Source organism: Lacticaseibacillus yichunensis, assembly GCF_003946405.1.
Classification (GTDB): Bacteria; Bacillota; Bacilli; order Lactobacillales; family Lactobacillaceae; genus Lacticaseibacillus; species Lacticaseibacillus yichunensis.
This window is the reverse complement of record NZ_RHOG01000021.1, coordinates 17,711-38,418: the sequence shown is the minus strand read 5'-3', so window position 1 is coordinate 38,418 and position 20,708 is coordinate 17,711. Positions and strand designations below refer to the sequence as shown.

At 56.7% G+C, this 20,708-nt stretch carries 16 protein-coding genes; 5 read left to right on the top strand and 11 right to left on the bottom strand.

The annotated features are described in order from the left end of the window. Positions 1-98: 98 nt before the first annotated feature. Positions 99-1,112: an FAD:protein FMN transferase gene (locus EKM95_RS07435; RefSeq protein WP_379897148.1), complete on the bottom strand. Its 1,014-nt coding sequence runs from the start codon at positions 1,110-1,112 to the stop codon at positions 99-101. Positions 1,113-1,513: 401 nt separating this feature from the next. Then, the gene (pplA, locus tag EKM95_RS07430; protein WP_125697215.1) at positions 1,514-2,440 is read right to left on the bottom strand and encodes an extracellular electron transfer flavoprotein PplA; all 927 of its coding nucleotides are present in this window, start codon (positions 2,438-2,440) and stop codon (positions 1,514-1,516) included. Between the two features lie 304 nt (positions 2,441-2,744). Between pplA and EKM95_RS07425 the strand changes: the two genes are divergently transcribed. From EKM95_RS07425 to EKM95_RS07410, 4 genes are all read left to right on the top strand, one after another. Beyond that, on the top strand, positions 2,745-4,649 hold the full coding sequence (locus EKM95_RS07425) for an NAD(P)/FAD-dependent oxidoreductase (RefSeq protein ID WP_125697214.1): 1,905 nt from the start codon (positions 2,745-2,747) through the stop codon (positions 4,647-4,649). Between the two features lie 107 nt (positions 4,650-4,756). Next, positions 4,757-5,200, top strand: coding sequence for a NusG domain II-containing protein (locus EKM95_RS07420; protein WP_125697213.1), 444 nt, complete (start codon positions 4,757-4,759; stop codon positions 5,198-5,200). Further along, positions 5,197-5,760 carry a Gx transporter family protein gene (locus EKM95_RS07415; protein ID WP_125697212.1) on the top strand — a complete coding sequence of 188 codons (564 nt, stop codon included), beginning with the start codon at positions 5,197-5,199 and terminating at the stop codon, positions 5,758-5,760. Before EKM95_RS07420 ends, EKM95_RS07415 begins: the two co-directional genes overlap by 4 nt. A 2-nt stretch (positions 5,761-5,762) precedes the next feature. Beyond that, positions 5,763-6,740 carry a polyprenyl synthetase family protein gene (locus EKM95_RS07410; protein ID WP_125697211.1) on the top strand — a complete coding sequence of 326 codons (978 nt, stop codon included), beginning with the start codon at positions 5,763-5,765 and terminating at the stop codon, positions 6,738-6,740. Between the two features lie 51 nt (positions 6,741-6,791). Here EKM95_RS07410 and EKM95_RS07405 read toward each other — a convergent pair whose 3' ends face one another. The 4 genes from EKM95_RS07405 to EKM95_RS07390 all read right to left on the bottom strand — a co-directional run bounded on the left by EKM95_RS07405 (position 6,792) and on the right by EKM95_RS07390 (position 11,641). Beyond that, positions 6,792-7,328: a sigma factor gene (locus EKM95_RS07405; protein ID WP_164510122.1), complete on the bottom strand. Its 537-nt coding sequence runs from the start codon at positions 7,326-7,328 to the stop codon at positions 6,792-6,794. 183 nt (positions 7,329-7,511) lie between these two features. Further along, complete coding sequence (locus EKM95_RS07400; protein WP_125697209.1) at positions 7,512-8,762, bottom strand: trypsin-like serine peptidase; 1,251 nt, start codon at positions 8,760-8,762, stop codon at positions 7,512-7,514. 858 nt (positions 8,763-9,620) lie between these two features. Beyond that, positions 9,621-10,715: a metallophosphoesterase family protein gene (locus EKM95_RS07395; protein WP_164510121.1), complete on the bottom strand. Its 1,095-nt coding sequence runs from the start codon at positions 10,713-10,715 to the stop codon at positions 9,621-9,623. Positions 10,716-10,726: 11 nt separating this feature from the next. Beyond that, positions 10,727-11,641 (bottom strand): 1,4-dihydroxy-2-naphthoate polyprenyltransferase, encoded by a 915-nt coding sequence (locus tag EKM95_RS07390; RefSeq protein ID WP_125697208.1) that lies wholly within the window; start codon positions 11,639-11,641, stop codon positions 10,727-10,729. 62 nt (positions 11,642-11,703) lie between these two features. Between EKM95_RS07390 and EKM95_RS07385 the strand changes: the two genes are divergently transcribed. Then, positions 11,704-12,672, top strand: coding sequence for a polyprenyl synthetase family protein (locus tag EKM95_RS07385; protein ID WP_125697207.1), 969 nt, complete (start codon positions 11,704-11,706; stop codon positions 12,670-12,672). An 83-nt stretch (positions 12,673-12,755) separates the two neighbouring features. Here the strand turns inward: EKM95_RS07385 and cydC are convergent, their stop codons facing one another. The 5 genes from cydC to EKM95_RS07360 all read right to left on the bottom strand — a co-directional run bounded on the left by cydC (position 12,756) and on the right by EKM95_RS07360 (position 20,707). After that, a complete protein-coding gene (cydC, locus tag EKM95_RS07380; protein WP_125697206.1) occupies positions 12,756-14,483 on the bottom strand; it encodes a thiol reductant ABC exporter subunit CydC in 1,728 nt (575 codons plus the stop codon). Further along, entirely contained in the window at positions 14,464-16,245 is a 1,782-nt protein-coding gene (cydD, locus tag EKM95_RS07375) for a thiol reductant ABC exporter subunit CydD (RefSeq protein ID WP_125697205.1), read from the bottom strand. The genes cydC and cydD overlap by 20 nt, the downstream gene beginning before the upstream one ends. Before the next feature lie 10 nt (positions 16,246-16,255). After that, the gene (cydB, locus tag EKM95_RS07370) at positions 16,256-17,269 is read right to left on the bottom strand and encodes a cytochrome d ubiquinol oxidase subunit II (protein WP_125697204.1); all 1,014 of its coding nucleotides are present in this window, start codon (positions 17,267-17,269) and stop codon (positions 16,256-16,258) included. After that, positions 17,266-18,690, bottom strand: coding sequence for a cytochrome ubiquinol oxidase subunit I (locus EKM95_RS07365; protein ID WP_125697203.1), 1,425 nt, complete (start codon positions 18,688-18,690; stop codon positions 17,266-17,268). Before EKM95_RS07365 ends, cydB begins: the two co-directional genes overlap by 4 nt. A gap of 706 nt (positions 18,691-19,396) precedes the next feature. Next, a complete protein-coding gene (locus EKM95_RS07360) occupies positions 19,397-20,707 on the bottom strand; it encodes a pyrimidine-nucleoside phosphorylase (RefSeq protein ID WP_125697202.1) in 1,311 nt (436 codons plus the stop codon). Between the last annotated feature and the right edge of the window lies 1 nt (position 20,708).

The following is a 20,708-nucleotide window of genomic DNA, read 5'->3' as shown; positions in this document are numbered from 1 at the left end:
TGACCCCCAACTTGTTGTCGCGTTGCCTCCAGCATTTGCCGACCAAGCCGACAAATGATTTTCTTCTATATTATGTGCGTCAGAAAAATGACAGCCGATCAATTGCCCATCGTGTAGCCAAGGCCTGTGATCAGCTTGAACGTCTTTTTCAGGCCGCTACTGATATAAACTTTTTTGTCTTTGGTGATGAAAATTGCCTCGGTGTCCTTGCGTTTTTCAATGAAGGCCAAGCCATCCTTGAGCCCCTTGTCGAATGTGGCCGTCGAGAGCGCATCCCCGTCGACGGAGTGCTTGGTGATGATCGACACGCCCATCAAGTTGTTGTCGAACGGATAACCGGTCTTGGGGTTCATCAAATGCATGTAGATCTTGCCGTCGACCTTCAGATACCGTTCGTAGATGCCCGAAGTGACGATGGTCTTGTTGCTGGCCGGAATCGTGCCAAGCGAGCTGCCTCGAGTCTGCTTGGGATCTTGAATGCCGACCGTCCAATCTGCGTCTTTTGCTTTGGGACTGTGGCCGAGCACATAAATATTGCCGCCGAGGTCAACAATCGCGGTGGTCACCCCATTTTTCTTGAGGACCTTGACCACTTGATCGGTGATGTAGCCCTTGGCGATGCCGCCCAGGTCGATCGCCATCCCCTTTTTTTGCAGATAGACCGTGCGCTTTGCGGCGTTCAGGGTCACATCCTGGTAGTGCACCAGCGGCAGGCGGGCGTCGATCTCGCTTTGTGTCGGCTTCTTGGCATCGGCAAACCCAATGTGCCACAGGCTGGTGATTGGGCCGATTGCGAGGTCAAAGCTCCCGTTGGACTGTTCACTGTACGATTTGGCGTAAGTGATCAGGTCAAAAACGTCCTGATCGACTTTCACCGCGTGCTTGCCGGCTGCGGCGTTGACCGCATCGACCTGCGAGCCCTTTTGGTTGACGGTGATCGCATCGGCGAGTTCCTTGATGCGATCGAACGCTTTTTCAAGAACGGGCTGTTTGCCTTTGTCATAAATGCGTAAGGTCACCACGGTCCCCATCAGAAACTGGGTATCCTGATACGGGGTCTTCACCAACTCCGGTGCCTTGGTCGCCGGTTTTGCCTGGTTGCAGGCCGCCAGCGGTAAAATGACTAGCGCGATAAGCGCCAGTGCTGCTTGTTTGAGCCATCTTTTTTTCACTCGAGTGCGCCTCCCACGCGTGTTATCGATTTAAATATACCGGCGTTTGACCAAAAAGAAAAGGGTGCGAAGGTGCGCGTTTATGGTCGAGCGGCTAGGCTAGCCTGGCGCTTGGGGCGCTCTTAGCCCCGAGTGACGGGCGTACCTAGCTGTCTCGACCATGCGCACCGTAGCCCAACTGCAAAGGGTGCGAAGGTGCACGTTTATGGTCGATCAGGTAGGCTAGCCCGTCGCCCAACAGGCCCCGTTCGCCGCATCATTTTTTCCCTAGACATAGGAACAGGGACAAAACCGAGGTTTTGTCCCTGCTTCGTCAAACTATGAGTTGCGCGTTTCGACTGTTATTCGCCGTAAACGATGTTGTCGATCTCGATCGTGTTGGTGTTGCCAGCCTGAGCAGCGTTGATCAACTGCTGTGCATAAAGGATGAAGGAGTCAGAGGAGCTCGTCGCACCGGAAACAACTTCGACCTTGGCTGGTTCCTGGTTCTTGACCAAGGATTCGTTGAGGGCCTTGGTGTATTCCTTAGGACCGACGTTGTTGACCTTCTTCATTTGCTTTTCGTAAGCCGCATCATCGGTCTTGGACTTGCCATCCTTGTCGATGTTGTCGTACTTGCTTTCGGTGATCTTTCCGCCAGCAACCACAATCTCAAAGTGGACACGGTAGCCGTGAGAATAGTTCTTTTCCTCAAGCGTGTAGGTGCCGTCTTTCATCTTCGCGGTGTTGTCGATCTTGATCGTGTCCGTGCTCCCTGCTTGGGCAGCCTGGATCAGTTGCTGGACATAGTTCTTGAAGGTCAAGGATGAATCGGTCGCACCGGAAACAACGTCGATGGCGCCAACATTCGTGCCATTCTTGTCGAGGGATTCCTTGAGTTCAGGAATGTATTCCTTCGGGCCGACGTTGTTGACTTTCTTCATCTGCTTTTCGTAGTCGGCATCGTCTTGCTTGGACTTGCCATCTTTGTCGACATAGTCATAGGTCGAATCAGAGATCTTGCCGTCTGCGACAGTGATCGACATCTCCACTTTATAGCCGTGAGAGAAGTCAGCTTCTTCAAGCTTGTATGTTCCGTCCTTCAGCGCCCCGCCAGCAGTCTGCTTGGCTTCTGAGGATTCCTCGGTCTTGCTTGACGAGGACTTTTCAACTTTCGAGCTACTTGCTTTGGAGCTCGAGTCACTGGATGAGCTGCTCCCACATGCGGACAATGTCAAAACAGACACTGCGAGTACGGAGACAGTCGCGAATACTTTACTTAACTTCATGGTGTTTTCCCCTTTGCGCCTTTTTTGCAACACTTGTTGCCCCTTGTGTTACATTTCACACAAACCAAGTGTACTCACAGCATGTGCAAAAAGCAACAATGACCATTCGATTATGAGCGCTTTCTCATTTTTATGGCACCGTTTGCGGTTGCGATAAGCGCGCGCTTTTGACACGCTTACATCAATTTCACAGAAAACGGTATCAATCCTCGTGAAGGCGTGGACAATGAACGCAATTAGAGGGTATAATTTGTCATGCAATCAGCCATTATCTGGCATCATCTACACTAAGGAGTGTGTATCCATGGCGCAAAAAAATATCGTTGTTGTCGGCGCGGGGTTTGCCGGCGTTTACGCAACGAAGCGACTCGCAAAACATTTTAAGCGAGACCAAGATGTCACCATCACCTTGATCGACCGTCACTCGTATTTCACCTATATGACCGAGCTACATGAGATTGCAGCCGATCGAACACCTGAAGATGCGATTCAATACGATCTGCAGCGTCTCTTCTGCCGCCGTAAGAACGTCAACTTGGTCACCGACACGGTCACCAACATTGATCGCGAAAATAAGGTCGTCAAGACCAAACACGGTGCTTATCCCTACGACTATGTGATGCTCGGCATCGGCTCGGAGCCAAATGATTTTGGCACCCCTGGGGTCAAAGAGAACGGCTTCACATTGGGTTCCTGGGAACAGGCCATTCAGCTCAAGGCGCATATCGAAGATGTTGTTCGCCGCGGGGCGGTCGAACAAGATCCCGACAAGCGCAAGGCTCTGCTTTCCATCGTTGTCGTTGGCTCCGGGTTCACCGGGACCGAAACGATTGGCGAGCTTCGCGATTGGCGCGATGTGCTGGCCAAGGAAAATAAGATCGACCCCGAAGAGATCACCTTCTCTTTGATGGAAATGGCCCCAACGATCATGAACATGCTCGACCGCAGCGATGCTGATAAGGCCGAACGCTACATGATCAAGCGCGGCATCAAGGTCATGAAGAATACCGGCGTGATCGGCGTTCATGAAGACTATGTTGATCTCAAAGACGGCTCGACCTTCCCGACTTCGACTTTGATCTGGACCGCTGGCGTCAAGGCCACCGACCAAGCCAAGAATTTTGGCCTGACTCAGGGCCGCGCCGGCCGGATCGTGGTCAACTCTCACATGGAGAGCCAAGACGACCCGAACGTCTATGTTGTCGGTGACGTTTCCTTCTTCGCTGGCAATTCCGATCGCGGCGAACCTCAGATCGTTCAAGGCGCCGAAGCCAGTGCCCAGACCGCGTTGACCAACATCGAAAAGAAGATGGCTGGCCAAGCCGGTGACACGGATTACAAAGCATCCTACTCCGGCTTCATGGTCTCCCTCGGCTCCCGTTACGGCGTGGCCAACATCATGGGCTGGCTGCATCTGTCCGGGTTCTTCGCGATGTTGATGAAGCATCTTGTCAACATGCTTTACTTCATCCAGATCTTCTCTGGCTACTATCTGTTCCAATACTTCATGCACGAATTCTTCCGTACCCGCAACGATCGCAACCTGATGCGTGGCCACATTTCCCGTCAAGGCAATGTGCTGTGGGCAGTGCCCGCACGGATCTTCTTGGGTCTGATGTGGTTGGTGGATTGCTGGCCGAAGATCTTCAGCTCCAGCGAATCCTGGTTCGTTGATAAACTGCGCTTGCCATTTTCCTGGCTCCAGCCAGCGGCAACCAGTGGTGCGTCCGCAGCCGGTGCTGATGCCACAAGCGCGGCGTCTGGCGCAGCGGCGGATGCCACCAAGGAAGCGGCCAAGGCTGTCTTCTCCCTTTCCTATCAATATGGCAAGGATCCGATGATGGTTTTTGATCAAATGCCAAACTGGATGTACAGCATCACCAAGACACTGATTCCAAACCAACAAGTCGCCTTCTTCATGCAAAAGTCGATGACGGTCATCGAAGTGCTGATCGGCTTGGCACTTGTCGCCGGCCTCTTCACCTGGCTGAGCGGTGCCGTGTCCGTTGCCTTCACCGCGATCTTCTGCCTGAGTGGGATGTTCTACTGGGTCAACATTTGGATGATCCCAATGGCCATCGCCGTCATGAACGGTTCAGGCCGCAGCTTCGGGCTCGACAAATGGGTCGTGCCTTACCTGCAGAAGGTCTTTGGCAAGTGGCGGTATGGGAAACCTAAAGCACTTTATGGCAGCTCGGTCATGAAGTAAGTCAGCTGCCAGCAAGCAAGTGGCCTCGATGCCCCTTGCCCGCTAGAAAGGTCCTGAGGTAGACTGGCCTCAGGACTTTTTCATTGGCAAAAAAGGAGGGACGCAGGATGGACCGTGGCATTCGAAAATATTTGCACATGATCCGCCCCTTCGACGTGATCATTGTCGTCGCCCTCATGCTTGCCGCATTTATTCCCTATGTTGTGTTTGCCCGGCAGCAGGCGCAGGAAAAAGCGACCCGCACAGAACCCGCCGTTTACACCGCCGTGGTCACGCATGACGGCAAAGAAGTCTACCGGCTAAAGCTCACCGGCCACAAGGGCACGACGCGTTTTCGCTACAACGATGGCGACGAATGGAACGAGATCGTCGCGACCGGCTCGAAGATCGCGATCAAAGAGGCCAACTGCAAGGACCAGGTCTGCGTGCGCGAGGGGCAGATCAGTCGCCCGGGTCAAACCATCGTCTGCTTGCCGCATAAACTGCTGATCGAGATCAAGAGCACCACGGCCAGCAGCGGCAACAACACAGGCGGGATGGTGACAGAATGACACGTGAGTATCGGCCCGAACGCACCAGGCAGGTGATCTACATCGCCCTGCTGTGCGCGCAAGGCGTCATCATCGGCCTGCTCGAGCGCATGATTCCGTTTCCGTTTGCGTTTGCGCCTGGGGCAAAACTGGGCCTCGCCAATCTGATCACGATCGTCTCGCTGTTTACCATGTCGGTCCCGGACAGTTTTTTACTGATGGTGCTTCGCCTGGTCTTGACCACGCTACTTGGCGGCACGCTCTCGACCTTTTTATACAGCGGCGCTGGGGCCCTGCTGAGTTGGTGCGGAATGCTCCTGATCAAACAGCTCGGGCCAAAACGCGTCAGCATGATCGGCATCTCCACGGCCGGCGGGATCTTGCACAACGTCGGGCAGCTGACTGTGGCCAGTTGGATCGCTCAGAGCTGGACGGTCATGCTTTATCTGCCAGTGCTTTCCTTTATGGGCATCCTCGCTGGGCTGGCAGTCGGCGTTGCCGCAAACTTTTTATTCGAACATGTCGACACACTGCAGCGGCTGCGTTTTGATCGCGGCCGTCGCAAGAAGAAGGAGACTTAGTCATGCAGATTCACCCAATGTGGGCGGACTATCCAACCCTGGCACCGGAATTGGTCGCAACGCTCGACCTGATCGAGACCAAGATCGCCCCCGACAGCGTGCCGGTGAAAGAGGCATTGCTCCAAATGATCAATGCAGGCGGCAAGCTATTGCGGCCCGCCTACTGCCTGCTTTTTTCCCAGTTCAAGGAGACGGATCGCGAGAAAATGATCGCGCTGGCGGCTGCCGTTGAGACCTTACACACGGCAACGTTGGTGCATGACGATATCATCGACCGCGCCGCGACCCGCCGGAATCAAAAAACGGTCGCGGCCCAATTCGGCCCCGACGTCGCAGTTTACGCAGGTGATTATCTGTTTGTCGTGTGTTTCAAACTGCTGGCCCAATACGCCAGCTCGCTGCGCAGTGTCCAAAAGGATGGCACCAGCATGGAGCGCATCCTCAACGGTGAGCTCGCACAAATGGCCACACGCTATAACTACGACATCACGATCGATCAATACTTACATCAGGTCTCGGGCAAAACTGGGCAACTTTTTGCCTTGAGTTGCTTCATCGGGGCCTATGAAGGCGGCAATAGCCTAGCCTTCGCGAAACGCGCCGAGACGATCGGCCTAAACATCGGCATTGCCTTCCAGCTACGCGACGACATCCTCGATTACACCAGCGACGCCACCAGTTTTGGCAAACCGGTGCACGAGGACATCAAGCAGGGGGTCTACTCCGCCCCGCTGATTCTCGCCATGAACGACGACCGCGCCGCATTTCGACCGCTTCTTTCGAAAAAGCAGACGATGCAGCCTGAGGACATGCGTCAGATTGCCACATTAATGTCCGCCCATGACGGGGTGGCAAAGGCGCAGGCCATGGCGCAGACCTATACCGACAAGGCACTGGCCGGCCTCGCAAAATTGCCCGCCGGCGCCGCAAAAGACACCTTGGTGCAACTGACCCAGCAGCTGTTGAACCGCCAAAATTGATTATGTAAGGGGAGGCGACATGCTTCCCCTTTTTGTGTCCCACCGAATCAGTCACGGCGGCCCATCTTCTTGCAGATAGTTGCTCAGTTTCTCGCGCGTCCGGCGCAGTACACGATCTTTTTTCGCATCGCGCACGGAGATTGCGTCGAGTAATGCGCGCACCTCAGCTTCATTCAGTGTCAGCAAGAAGCCGTTCATTGTGACCCTGATCAGCATCCGGTCCTCGATCTGCCTTGGCGTCGGGCGCGCTGTGATCACATCAAGCGCCGGCGTGTCCCCGATCAGCACCGCATTGGCATCCGCCTTGCGCTTTTGGGCAAAATAATACCGGAGCTGCGAGCGAATGTCCGACACCAAGACGAGTTTGTAAAACGGGCCAAACTGCGAGCCCGCGCGCCCGTTAAAATGGCGAGCGGCTTTGAGCATCGCGATGCGTGCCTCCTGCAACCAGTCCTCTTGCGTCATCCCCTGCAAGCGATACCCCTTAAGCACTCCGAGCACCATCGGCTTGTATTGCTCGAACAATTCGCTGAATGCATCCGAGTCAGAAACGGCGCGTTGCACTAATTCGAGTTGCCTTTGATCCACTGCCTCACCCCCTTTCCTATTTGGTGCCCACAGTATAAACGAGGCAGGTGAAAATTGACTACCGAACATTTGTTTCGCCGGCTTGATGAGACGGCGTTCTCTGTGCAAATGTTGCGTAACAAATTTTACGGTTTGATGAAATCGGTTACATTTTCAAGACACTTTCACAAAAGGCGCGCCTCCTCATCCCCGTAGCGCGACCGTATTGAGATAGCCCAACCAGGTGCCGCCGCGTTTGGTGTACACCGAGTAATACTTGGCCACACCATTGTTGTACCGCGTGGCCACATAAACGGTGCGCCCATAATAACTCGCCGTAGACCCCAGCGCTTTGGTATAAAACAGATTCTGCCAGCGAGACGCGTTGCGGCTGACCACCACCATGGTCCGCGCGATCGTGGTCGGCGTGACCACCCGTATCGCGCCAGCGTTGACATAGCCGAGAAATTGCCCGGCGGCGGTATTAAGGCGATAATACGTCGCCCCATTTGGGTGAAGCGTCTGGCTGACCAGCCGAACGCGCAAACCGAGCGTTGTGACACGCACCTTCTTTGAAAATTTCAGGTCCTGCCAAATGGTCCAGCCAGCTTTGGTTGCGACGCCGGTCTTCCCCACGGCGGTACTTGCCAACGTGTTGCGCCAAGCCACCAGGGCCTTGTAAACGGCGGCCGTGATAACTACCCCTTGGTTATAGCCGACCCCGGCGGACGTGTGGACGATCACCACGCGATTTTGCGCCGTAAAAAGACCGCTCCCACTGGCACTAGGGCTGGTCGGCAACTGATATTGCGCCAGCGTCGGCGACCACATCGAGGCGATCGGCCCCGTGGCGACTCCCAGCTGACCTTTCAGATCCTGCGAATAGCCGGCCAAGGTGACGCGCTGACCCACGGACGCGCCGGTACCAAATGTCAGCGTCCCCGTCTGGTTCCCAATCTGCGTCGTCAATTTGACGAGGCCATAATCGCTGGCCCCATCATTTGGATTTGTCACATAAGCGGCCGGCACGAACAGCCGGCTACTTCGTGCAATGCCATAAGGGGCCTTGCCGCGGTCGTAGCCGGGAATCACCTCGACGCGCTGGGCCCAGCCGCCATAGCGGGCATCATACAGGACATGTCCGGCTGTCAGGACGGTCTCCGCGCCGATCAACGTACCCGTTCCTTGCACATACATCCCGCCACCTAATTTTGGAAAATACACTTTCAAAAACGCGATTGCCCGATACGGAAATTGCGTCGTATTGGCGACCACCGTGCGGGTATCCTTCCCGATCACACTTTCATTCACGATGGGCGCTGTGACAGCCGCTTGGGGCAACACCGCCCCACTGACAGGAGCGCCGGCCGCCGCGCTGACAGGCTGCATCCCCGCCAGCGGCCAGCTGCTCACAAGCAACCACGCCATAAACACTTGAAAAAGACGTCGATTCATCTCCGATTCCCCCAATCATCGATGACAAAACTACGAGACGATCACTTGCGCCCCGACCGGCCCAACCCGCTTTGGCTGGCCAGCTCCGCGCGGCGAGTGGCGCCGCCTGAGTCAGACGGCAAAAAAACAGACCCAACTTGCGTACTTAGCAAGTTAGGCCCTAAGTTAAGGATGCGCTCGGCGCTGATAAAATCATTGATAATGTGATTCGACGACACCTCTATATTCACTTTTACGCGTGGGCGGACGTTGCAGTTGATGTTGCGAGATAACTTCGCGTTGTTTGGTGGACCGGTTGCGCCACCCTATTTAGCCATCTAATGACGTTCTGCCGTTGCGCTTGGATCAATGAGCCTTGTTATTAGACTCACACCTCCAATTTGGTTAGATGAAACGGTTATGGCACTTGTTTCTTGGAACTCGGAGCTTTGAAACTAGAACTTTGTACTCAGAGCTACTGACGTGGATCTGTAACCCCAGATCTTGTAACTGATGCATGAGCAACATTCTTGGAACGAGGCGCTTACACTACGCCCGACCATCGCGGCTACTTCTCAGCAGGCGTTAAATGGTGCTTAGCTTTGAGGAGCCGCGGGCCAAGATCGTACCGTTGGCTACTGCGTGAGAACCATCCTCGGGTCATGTGGTACCGTGTTGAACGACTGTCGAGAATTCACGCGCTTGCTGTGGTTCTTACCGAGTATTGCTTCCTTAACTCTGACTTTAGTATAGCAGGCACCCACCGTTTTAGCAAGCGCTTACACGTTATTTTTTTGGTTGACCAGGTCAATCTTTTTCCAGCCCAACGCAATCCTCAAAGCCAACCGCCCACACAGGCTCCGCGTCGAACGCGCCCCCTCAATACCGGAAGCGCCGTGTTTTCGCGGCCGCCCCATAGCCAAAAATACTGAGCAGTCGCGCTTGATCATCGATGCTGACCACATACCCAGCGTACTCGCTTGGCGTGGCGATCACCCGGTTCTGGCGGCGGTTAAAGCGCGTCGTCAACGCGTGGTTACGGCCCATCAACGCCGACACATTTTGCAGACTGTAATGAATGCCGTTGACGGCAAAATCCTCTTCGGTGTGCCAGTGACCGGCAAGATACGCGATCACCTGGCCGCTAGTCTCGGCAAAATCAAACCGCACCTGCCCGCCAAAATCCGGATCACTCCCGCAGTTCAAACGGCCGCTCAATTTTTCGTTGTAGGCCCGCAGCAACTCATGCAGCTGCCGGGCGTTGAAGCGCAGCCCGACCTTGCCGCTACGGGTCATCGCCGGCGCATGCGCCATGATCAGCACATTGCGGCTCCCCGCCCCTGCCAGCGCATCGGCGAGCTCCTGCAACTGCCCGGCCGTGACGCCCAGCGTCTTCTTCAGGTCATAATTTTTCCGCCCGCCGACCCAGCGCACCGGAATATCGCTAGTGTTGAGGGTGATCACCCGCAGTGTGCCCTGATCGAACACGGATAGACCATGCAGGGACACGAACGGCCCGCCCACTTGCGCCTTCATCGGCAAAAAGACATTCTCGTTGAAGACCCACGGATGGAAGCTGCCGGAAAAACGGCGGTTCTTTTCCGCGTATTTATCATTATCATCATGGTTGCCCTTCGCGATCACAAACGGCAAACTATCCGCCTTGTAGTCATTCATGATATTCTTTAAGCGCCACAGGGTGAGAAAAGACGGCTCGGAGCCATCGACCAGATCACCGAGATGCACGCGCCAATCGATCGGCAGCTCGCCGGCAAGCCAGTGCTGCTCCTGCACATGCCAAAACCCGTTCGGCCCGTAAAACGTCCGGCTGAACTGGGTGCGGTCATGCGTGTCGGTGATCAGCGCCAGATTCAGCGTCGCGCCGGTGATCTGCGGGCGCACCCACTGTGCAAACGCGCCGAGGTCACGTTTGGCAAAGCGGCGAATCGTGATATTACGAGGATGAAGTGCCATCATTTTTCTCCTTAGATATTGACCCAAACGCCCAAGGCCATGGCGAGCACCTGTGCAAGCGTCGTAAGAAACAGATTTTTAACAGCCAGAATGAAGGTCTCTTTTTTGACCTGCTTTTGCCAAAAACGCGCGATATTGCGCCAGACCAGCGGCACGGTCAGCAGCGCCAACAGCGTCAGCCGTGGCAAGAGGCCCAGCACACTGGCCACCGTCAACATCGCAAAGCCGCCCACATACAGCAAGGTGAAAAAGCGCAGACTGTTTTGCTTGCCCAGATAAAAGACGATCGTGCGGCGCTGCAGCTCCCGGTCCTCGACCTCATCGCAAATGTTGTTTGCGAGCATCAAGGCCGCGATCGCCCCTTGCGCCAGTCCGCTGGCTAAAAAGACACGGCCGATCAGCGCCCAGTCGAAGGCCGCCACTGAAAACACGTTGACGTACACGGCGATCAAGAAGATGACAAACCCCATCGTGAAGCCGGAGAAAAATTCGCCCAGCGGGGTCGTCGAGATCGGTCGCGGCCCGCCGGCGTAGAAGTAGCCCACCGCAAAGCTGAACAGTCCCAGCCATAACAACGGCCACCCCGTCCGGCTAACCATCCACAGCCCCAGCGCCGCCGACACGGTCATCATGCCGATGATCAGCGCCAAGATGCGCCCGGGGTCCAGATGATTGGTCCCGATAATATTTGTCTTTTCCCGAAACTGATGGGCCTGCGTGCGCTGAGAACGCTTATAATCTTGATAGTTGTCGTTTGCATCGACCGCCATGTTGAAAAGAAGCATCGCAATGAAAAAAATCACCAACTCAGGCAGGTGTAACATGCGATAATGATACCATGCATAAAGGGTGCCCATCAAAAAAGGAAAGACCGAGGCGGTTTTTGCCTTGATCTCGACAAGCTCAAAAAAGAGTCTTGGTGTCACGTTGGTTCCTCCCTCACCTTGCCCGCGCCGTTACCCAATTCCTACGAAAGAGGTTCAGTCTGATGATTCATCGTCTTTGGTCCCGTTACCCAGACATTGCCCCGCATCTTGAAGCCGCCCAGCGCCTGCTTGCCGCGCGGGCGCATTTGCGTGTGCCGGCGGTCGAAACGATCGTTCAGACCCAGATCGCCGCTGGTGGAAAAATGTTGCGCAGCGGCCTTATGTTCATGCTAGCGCGTTTCCATGATGCTGACAATCCCGAGTTGGTCACGGCTGCGGCCGCGATCGAGGCGCTGCACCTGGCCACCTTGATTCACGATGATGTGCTGGACGGGGCCGCCACGCGCCGAGGCCAGGCCACCCTGCAGCCAACCGTGGGCGACCGCAACGCGATCTATGCCGGCGACCTGCTGTTTTCCGTTTACTTTGAACTCCTGGCCCAGGCCGCACCCGACGTTCGAACAGTGGGCGTGAATGCCCGTAGCATGCACCGCATTTTCCTTGGCGAGCTTGACCAAAATGCGCAACCGCCTGAACCGCTCAGGATGCCAACCGTCCACCGCTATTTGCGTCAGATCAGTGGCAAGACCGCGGCCCTGTTCGCCTTGGCCTGCTACGAAGGCGCCCTGCTTTCTGGGGCCACACGCGCCGAACAGCAAGCCGCAAAACGCTATGGCCGCCTGCTGGGCATGGCCTTTCAAATGACGGATGACCTGCTGGATCTGACTGGCGACGACCGCCTGCAAAAACCCAAGCGCGAGGACTTGCAAAATGGCGTGGCGACCTTGCCCGCGATTTATGCGCTGCAAGCCGACCCGAGCCTATTGCCCCTGTTGGTTCAGGCTCAGACAGATGCCCAGGCGCGAACCCAGGCCGCGGCACGCATCATTGAGACCGGCGTGCCGCAAGCCGCTGAGCTCGCCGCTCGGTATACGCAAAAAGCATTGGCCGCCCTCACCATTTTCCCAGACACAGCCGCCAAGCACGAGCTCCTGGTTTTGACCCAGGGCCTGCTCGCACGCCAGCAATAGGCCATTGCCCAATAAGCCAAAATAAGTCAGCCCCAAGCGTTGCACATCGCAAGCGACTCGGGGCTGGCTTTTGTTTGTGTTTGCTAGGCTTCCCCTGCATCCAGCGCATACAGCCGCCGGTAACGTGCATTGGTGGCCGCAAGCTCACGCGGCGCGCCGGTCATCGTCAGCGCGCCATCTTCAAGGAAGATCACCTGATCACAGCGCGAAACGCCCTGCAAATGATGTGTCACCCACAGCACTGTTTTATCCTGCAGCACCGTAAACATCGTCTCAAGCAGTGCCTGTTCAGTCAGCGGATCGAGGCCGACCGTGGGTTCGTCCAGCAGCACGATTGGCGCGTCCTGCAGCAGGATTCTGGCCAAGGCCATGCGCTGCCGCTCGCCGCCGGAAAAATCAAAGCCGCTTTCGGCCATCGGCGTGTTGACCCCTTGCGGCAGCCGGGCGATCAGGTCGGTCAGCTGAACGGCCTGCAATGCCGCCGCCACGTCTTCGTCGCTGGCCTGCTCATTGCCGAGCCGAATGTTGTTTAAGATCGAGGTATTAAATAGAAAAGGGCTTTGGTCGAGCACCGCAAACAACGAGCTGCGCTGATCCTGATAAGCCAGCACATTGACCCCGTCGAGCGCGACCTGGCCATGGGTGGGCGTGAGATCGCCGAGGACCAGTTGCAGCAAGGTCGTCTTACCCATCCCACTGGGACCCAGAATCGCCAATTTTTCCCCGCGGTGGATGGTCAACGAGAGATCCGTGATCAGGGGCTCACTGTCCTGGTCATAGCGAAAATTCAGATGCGCCAGCGTCAGCGTCCCCACCTCAGTCGGAGCCGGGAGCTGCTGTGGCAGCGGTCGGGTGACCGGCGTCAACGCGTTCAAGTGCGCCAGGGAATCGCGCGACGTCGGCCACTCACTGACGCCTTGCGCGACCCCGGAAAAAGCCTGGTTCAGCGGAAAGACCACGAGCACGAAACTGCCGACCCAATCGGCAATGAGCTTTCCGCCGGTCCAATACTTGCTGGTCCACACCAGAAACGACACCGCGATCAGGCCGAAAAATAGTTCGCCGATCAGGTCACGCACCCACTGGAATTGCTTTGAGCGCTGCATCGAGGCTGCCAGCTGTCGGGGTTTGGCAACCGCCCCGTCGACAAAAGCCGCCTGCCGATGCGTGATCACCCAGTCGCTCAGGCCCATCACGCTGTCCGTCAGTGCGACATAGGCTTCCTGATTGAGCCGTTTTTGAGCGGACTTGCGCCGTTTTTCCACCAGCAGGCTCCACCACGGCAACAAGAGAATCTGCACCAACAGAAGGAGCGCGATCCAGAGGGCAAACAGCCAGTCGAACCAGCCCAAGAGCAGCGTCGCAATCAGCGTCAGACCCCCGGCGACGACCGCGGGAAAAACGGTGCGCAGATACAGATTCTGGATGTGGCCAATATCATCCGCCAGCAGACTCAACAGGTCCCCGGTTTGATGATGCGCTTGCAAGAAGGCGGCATCCCCTTCCAGCACCTGGTACAATTTTCGCCGCATGTGGCTCGTCACCTTGAGCACCCAATTATGGCTGGTCAGGCGCTCCAGATATTGAAACACAGGCCGCCCGATGCCAAACGCCCGCGTCAGCACCACCGGCACATAGATCGCCGCAAACAACGGCATCCGCGCGGAAAAGTCGATCAGGTAGCCCGACGTGAACATCAACGCCCCGGCGGCCATGAACGTTAAAATGCCCAGCGCCAGGGACCAAAACAGGAGCCAGCGATAGCGCTTGAGATCTGGCTTGACCCAGTGATCATTTTTCAGCCAATGCATCGAAGTCACCTCGCATTTCATGGACCAATTGGTGATACGCGTCAGACGTTTGCGCCAAGTCGGCAGGCCGGCCTTGTGCGACCACCTGCCCCGCCTGCATCACGAGCACCCAGTCCATCTGATTCAGCCAGTGCAAGCGGTGCGTCGCGAAGATCACCAAGTGGCCGGCAAATAGCGGCACCATGGTATCTTTGAGCGCGGCCTCAGTCTCGATATCCAGATGCGCGGTCGGCTCATCGAACAGCCAGATCGAGCGGTCCGTATCAAGCAGCGTGCGGGCCAGGGCAATGCGCTGCGCCTGGCCGCCAGAGATTCCCCTGCCGCCTTCGCCGATACGCGTCGCAAAACCGGTCGGCAGCGTCTGGATCCACGTGAGGATCCCCGCCGCATCGGCCGCCTGCTGCACCGCTTCATCATCGGCATCCGGCCGATAAAAGCGGATGTTAGCCGCGATCGACGCCGCAAAAATATATGGATCTTGCGGGATATACGAAAGATGGGCCTGCCAGTTCTCCTGCGCCAAATGCGGCAAGGGTTGGCCGTTGATGGCAAACGGCATAGCGGTCGCGTCCTCGCCATTCACTTGGTCAGAGTCTGCGTTGCCAGGCTGCAAAAAACCGCCCAGCAGATTCAACAAAGTGGATTTGCCCGCCCCGCTTGCGCCGATGATGGCCACTTTCTCAAACCCTTGAAAACGGAAGGTCGCGCGCGTGACCCCTGCACGTTTGCCCGAATACTGAAACGACAGGTCCTGCGCGGAAATGGTGCTCGTGCTTGTCCATGCCGGCAGCGCTGTTAGGGCATCCGTTTGCGTCGGCAGCGGCGCCGCGAGCACCGCTAAGATCGCCGTCAATGCATTTTTCCCATTCAGGGTCGCGTGGTAGTCACTGCCGAATTCGCGAATCGGCATGAAGTATTCCGGCGCCAGGATCAACGCGACCATTGCTGGGTACAAGGCAAGCTTGCCGGCCAGCAAGTCGACCCCCATGAACACCGCGATCACCGCGATCGACAGCGTCGCAAAAAAGTCCATCGCAAAACTCGACAGCATCGCGATCTTCAAAACGCCCATGGTCTGCTTGCGATAACTTTCGGAGACCTGATAGACGTTATCGGCATATTGCCGGGAAATGCCCATCAGCTGCAGGGTCTTCAGCCCGCGCAGCGAATCGATGAAGTGGTTGCTCATCTGCTGAAAGCCGGCGTATTGAGTCTCGGACTTGTCGCGCGCGGCGTAACCGAGGATGATCATGAATAAAATAATCACAGGAAACATGAGCAGTAGCGCAATGCCCGCCACGGGATGTTGCACCCAGATGTACACTAAAAGCACGATTGGAATAATCATCATATTCAAGATCTTGATCAAGATCAGCTCTATATAATTTTGCGTTTCGGGAATGCCATCCAGCGCCATGGTGACCACATTGCCGGTGCCCGCATCCGCCACCGCCCGCGGGCCAAGCGCGAACAAATGCGCCATCAAGTCTTCCTGCAACTGGCCGGCCGTCTTCGCCGCAAAATGACCCGCCAGCCGATTTTTCAGCCAGGTCAGCCCCTGCCGCAGCGCATACGCCGCCGCAAACCAGCCGATCAAAGGCCACAGCCCAGCCAGTGTTTTCAACTGCCAAGAATGCACGATGCCAAGTGCCAAAAAGTGGCCTTGCCCTAAAATGACAAATGCTTGCACGAGCGTCAGCCCGGCAAGCATCATCATCACCGCGCGCATTCCCGGCAAACGCATCAAGCGTTTATCGATCATGCGACGCCTCCTATGAATTGAGCGGTGCGATGCGTTTATGGAACACGACATACGCCCAGATGAAGTAAGCCAGCGCGATCGGCAGCAGCACACAGGTCACCCCGGTCATGATCGACAGGGTGAGCGGACTGGCCGATGCGTTTTTGAGCAGGAGCGAATTCGCCGGATCCACGCCAATCAGTACCCGCGGGAACAGCCCATTGAAGATCAATCCGACCACCAGCGCCAAACTGAGCCCGCTGCCGATGAACGACAGGAGCTCCTTATTTTTCAAGGCCCCGACATGCATGACCACCGCAGCGCAGACGATCAGAATTACGATCAAGCTCGTGGACACCGGCCGTTTTTGGAAAAAGTCTGTGAAGACGAAGACCAACACCGCAAACACCGCCTCGCCGGCATACAGCACCCACGCGAGTTTCGCATTCAGCCGGCGCGCGCGGTCACGAAGCGGCCCAGTCGTTTTCAGCCGAATAAAATTCAGTCCGTGCATCAGGCACAGCAGGGTCACCGCCACGCCGCCGACCACCGTCAACAAGTTGACCTGGTCGCCAAACGTCGCATACACGTTGTAGGCCCCGTTGTCATTGGCGATCGGCAGCGGCTGCATGATCGCCGTGAAGATCATGCCCAGCACAAACGGCGGCACCACACTGCCGATAAACAGCGCCCAGCGCCAGATACTGCGGCCGCGCGGGGTTTCCGCATGCGCGGCAAATTCAAACGACACCCCGCGGACGATCAAGCCCAACAACACTAGGAAAAAGAGGATGTAAAAGCCGGAAAACAGGCTCGCGTACCACAGCGGATACGAGGCGAACATCGCCCCGCCAGCCGTGATCAGCCACACCTCGTTGCCATCCCAGTGCGGCCCGATCGTCGCCACCAGTTGCGTGCGCTCATTTTCATCGCGTGCAAGGACCCGCGTGGCCATACCGACGCCGAAGTCAAAGCCCTCCAGGAAGAAAAAGCCGATGAATAAAACAGCCAGCAGGATGAACCATAATAATTGTAATCCGCTCATTTGACGAACGCCTCCTTTGCAAAAGGATCCGCCGACACGCCGTAATTCGTGTCAAGATCGGCATCCGGCCCGTGGAACAGGACCCGCCGGCAGTAATAGATCATCACCCCGCCAAGCAGGCTGAAGATCAGGAAGTACGTGATGTCGGTGAACCACAGCTGGCCCGCCGTGGTCGTTGGCGAGATCGAATCGGCGATCGTGTACAGCCCATAGACCGTCCATGGATACCGGCCAAGCTCCGTGATCAGCCAGCCACATGTATTAATGATGAACGGCAGCCACAGCGTCAGCCCAAGCGTGACCAGGAGCCAGCGTTTGCGCGCCAGCGAATTATTTTTGGCTCGCGAGAAAAACAGGCCGAGCACGGCGACCAGCGCCAGCAGCATCCCGCCGCCTGCCATCACACGGAAGGACCAAAACAGCGTCTTGACCGGGACATAATAATTCTTATCCTTGCCGTATTTTGCCTCGAGCTCCTTATTCACCGTGTCCATCCCCTTCACCGAGCCATGAAGCTTGTGATAGGAGAGAATACTCAGCAAATACGGCACCTCGATGTCGGCCTTGGTGGTGTGATCTTCCGTATCGATCAACTCGACCAGACTCCACGCCGCCGGGTCACCGGTATCCTTGTAGATGCCTTCCGTCGCCGCAAACTTCATCGGCTGATCCTTGATGATGAAGCGCGTCTGCAGATCGCCCATCCCCATCGCCGCGACAACGGCGACCAGGCCGACCCACAGCCCAATGCGCAGCGACTTCGTGTAAAACACCGCGTCACGTTTTTTCCATAACTGCCAGGCGGCCATCCCCGCGACCGCAAATCCGGCCGTGGTGAACGCGCCAAAGATCACATGCGGGAACTCGACCCACAGCTGCGGATTGGTGATCACCGCCATAAAATCGACCAGCTTCACCCGGCCGGTCTCCGAATTGATGGCAAACCCAGTGGGATGCTGCATGAACGCGTTGGCCGCGAGAATCCAGATCGCCGACAGCGTTGTCCCGAGCCACACCAACCAGATCATCACCGCATGAAGCGCCGGCTTAAATCGATCCCAGGTGAACATCCACAACCCGATGAACGTCGATTCCAGGAAAAATGCCAGCAGCGCCTCAATCGCCAGAGGGGCCCCGAAGATATCGCCCATGAAGCGCGAATAATCAGACCAGTTCATTCCAAATTGAAATTCCTGGATGATCCCTGTGACGACGCCGACCGCAAAACTAAGTAGGAAGATCTTGCCCCAGAACTTGGCCATCTTCTTGTACATCTCGTCTTTTTTGAACACGAACAAGGTCTCCATGATCGCGGTGACCAAGGCCATGCCGATCGAGAACGGGACGAAAAAGAAGTGAAAGACAGTGGTCATGGCGAACTGGAAGCGTGCCAGATCAAGCACATCTATCGCAAATAGCATACCCTTTTCCTCCTTCTCCCAGGCTTTCTGCGAGCCGGGAAGTCATCTCACTTGCGCGAAAAGAATGAAAGCGGTTGACCAGACAAAAATGGCGCAAGCGTTCAACTTAATGATACACGCTTGCGCCATAAAAAGGGATTTGACCTCAGTAAAAATAAATAGCGGGAATTGAACTGAAGGGTGCGCAGGCCCGCGGGATGGTCGAGTAGCTAGTTTGGCTCGGGTGCTTGAGGCGGTCTTCGCCTCGAGTGCACGAGACAACTAGATACCTCGACCATGCGGGCCGGAGCCCAACTGCGGAAGGGTGCGGAGCGGGGCGCTTTGGTCTGAGCAGCTAGGCTAGCCTGGCGCTTGGGGCGGTCTTCGCCCCGAGTGACGGGCGACCTAGATGCCTCAGACCTGCCCCGCGGAGCCCAACTATGAAAAAGGGTGCGCAGGCCCGCGGGATGGTCGAGTAGCTAGTTTGCCTCGAGTGCACGAGACAACTAGATACCTCGATCATGCGGGCCGGAGCCGAGCGTTTAGGGGTGGGCAGGTAGTTCGGCCTGGGCGCTTGGTGGCGCACCTTGCCACCTAGTGACCAGGCCGACTACATGTCCCACCCCTGCTCGGCGGAGCCCAACTATGAAACAGGGGGCGCAGGCCCGCGGGATTGTGGAACAGCTCGGTCTGCTCAATCCGTTGACCTAAGCTTTCCAGCCTCGCCTTACGCTTCCGGCCGCACGACCTGCAGAATCAGTGGCGTCTTTTCCGGTGCGGCCTCGCCAATCACAAAGGCCTGACGCACCGCATCAAGCAGCGCTTCCTGAGGCTCGCTGTCGGCGTGGACCATTGCCAGCGTGTCACCTTCATGGACGGGCGTGCCGACTTTTTTGTGAAGCACCAGCCCCACAGCAAGATCCAGCACATCGTCCTGCTTGGCGCGACCGCCGCCCAGTTGCATCACCGCCGTGCCCAATGCCTCGGCGTCGATGCCGGTGATGTACCCACTGGTTGTTGCTTTGACTGGCACCTTCAGTTTTGCTTGCGGCAGTGTTTGCGGCTGATCCACGATCGAGGCATCGCCGCCTTGTGCGGTGATCAGCTGTTTGAACTTGCGCAGCGCGCGCCCATCACGCAACGCGTCCTCAGCGAGGTTTGTCGCAACTTCTAGACTGTCTGTTTTGCCTGCCAGAACCAGCATCTGAGCGGCCAGCGCGATCGTCAGCTGCCGCACATCGGCCGGCCCTTGGTTACGCATAATTGCCACGGATTCGGCGATCTCCAGACTGTTGCCGATCGTCACGCCCAGCGGCTGATCCATCGCAGTCAAAAGCGCGACGCTGGCCACCCCGGCTGCCTTGGCGATCGCCACCAGGGCCTTGGCCAATTTTTCCGCCTGGGCGCGGGTCTTCATGAAGGCCCCTTCCCCAACTTTGACATCAAAGACTAAGGCGTTGGTGCCACTGGCGATTTTTTTGCTCATGATCGAACTGGCAATCAGCGGAATCGACTCCACGGTGCCGGTCACATCGCGCAGGGCGTAAATGCGCCGGTCGGCCGGGGCAAGATCCCCGCTGGCCGAGACGATCGCCGCGCCCACGTCTTGAACCTGGTCGATGAACTGGTTCTCCGTCAAGTCGACCTTGAAGCCGTGAATACTCTCCAGTTTGTCCAGCGTCCCGCCTGTGTGACCCAAGCCGCGGCCCGAGATCATCGGTACCGATACGCCCAGCGCCGCCACGAGTGGCGTGAGCGGAATGCTGATCTTGTCGCCGACACCACCCGTGCTATGTTTATCGACCTTGATGCCCGGAATACTGGACAGATCCAAGCGGTCGCCGGAATCAAGCATCGCAAACGCGAGCTGGGACTGCTCCTCGTCGGTCATCCCCTGAAAATAAGTGGCCATCAAAAAAGCGCTCATTTGATAATCCGGAACTTCCCCTGCCACATACTGGCCAATGAGCCAGGTGATCTCTTCTTTGGTGAGTGTTTTGCCATCGCGTTTCTTGGTGATCAGATCGACCATCCGCATG

Coding starts and splice junctions, on each gene's coding strand:
- pplA (WP_125697215.1), bottom strand. CDS start 2,440: ATGAAGTTAAGTAAAGTATTCGCGACTGTCTCCGTACTCGCAGTGTCT.
- EKM95_RS07425 (WP_125697214.1), top strand. CDS start 2,745: ATGGCGCAAAAAAATATCGTTGTTGTCGGCGCGGGGTTTGCCGGCGTT.
- EKM95_RS07420 (WP_125697213.1), top strand. CDS start 4,757: ATGGACCGTGGCATTCGAAAATATTTGCACATGATCCGCCCCTTCGAC.
- EKM95_RS07415 (WP_125697212.1), top strand. CDS start 5,197: ATGACACGTGAGTATCGGCCCGAACGCACCAGGCAGGTGATCTACATC.
- EKM95_RS07410 (WP_125697211.1), top strand. CDS start 5,763: ATGCAGATTCACCCAATGTGGGCGGACTATCCAACCCTGGCACCGGAA.
- EKM95_RS07400 (WP_125697209.1), bottom strand. CDS start 8,762: ATGAATCGACGTCTTTTTCAAGTGTTTATGGCGTGGTTGCTTGTGAGC.
- EKM95_RS07395 (WP_164510121.1), bottom strand. CDS start 10,715: ATGGCACTTCATCCTCGTAATATCACGATTCGCCGCTTTGCCAAACGT.
- EKM95_RS07385 (WP_125697207.1), top strand. CDS start 11,704: ATGATTCATCGTCTTTGGTCCCGTTACCCAGACATTGCCCCGCATCTT.
- cydC (WP_125697206.1), bottom strand. CDS start 14,483: ATGCATTGGCTGAAAAATGATCACTGGGTCAAGCCAGATCTCAAGCGC.
- cydD (WP_125697205.1), bottom strand. CDS start 16,245: ATGATCGATAAACGCTTGATGCGTTTGCCGGGAATGCGCGCGGTGATG.
- cydB (WP_125697204.1), bottom strand. CDS start 17,269: ATGAGCGGATTACAATTATTATGGTTCATCCTGCTGGCTGTTTTATTC.
- EKM95_RS07365 (WP_125697203.1), bottom strand. CDS start 18,690: ATGCTATTTGCGATAGATGTGCTTGATCTGGCACGCTTCCAGTTCGCC.
- EKM95_RS07360 (WP_125697202.1), bottom strand. CDS start 20,707: ATGCGGATGGTCGATCTGATCACCAAGAAACGCGATGGCAAAACACTC.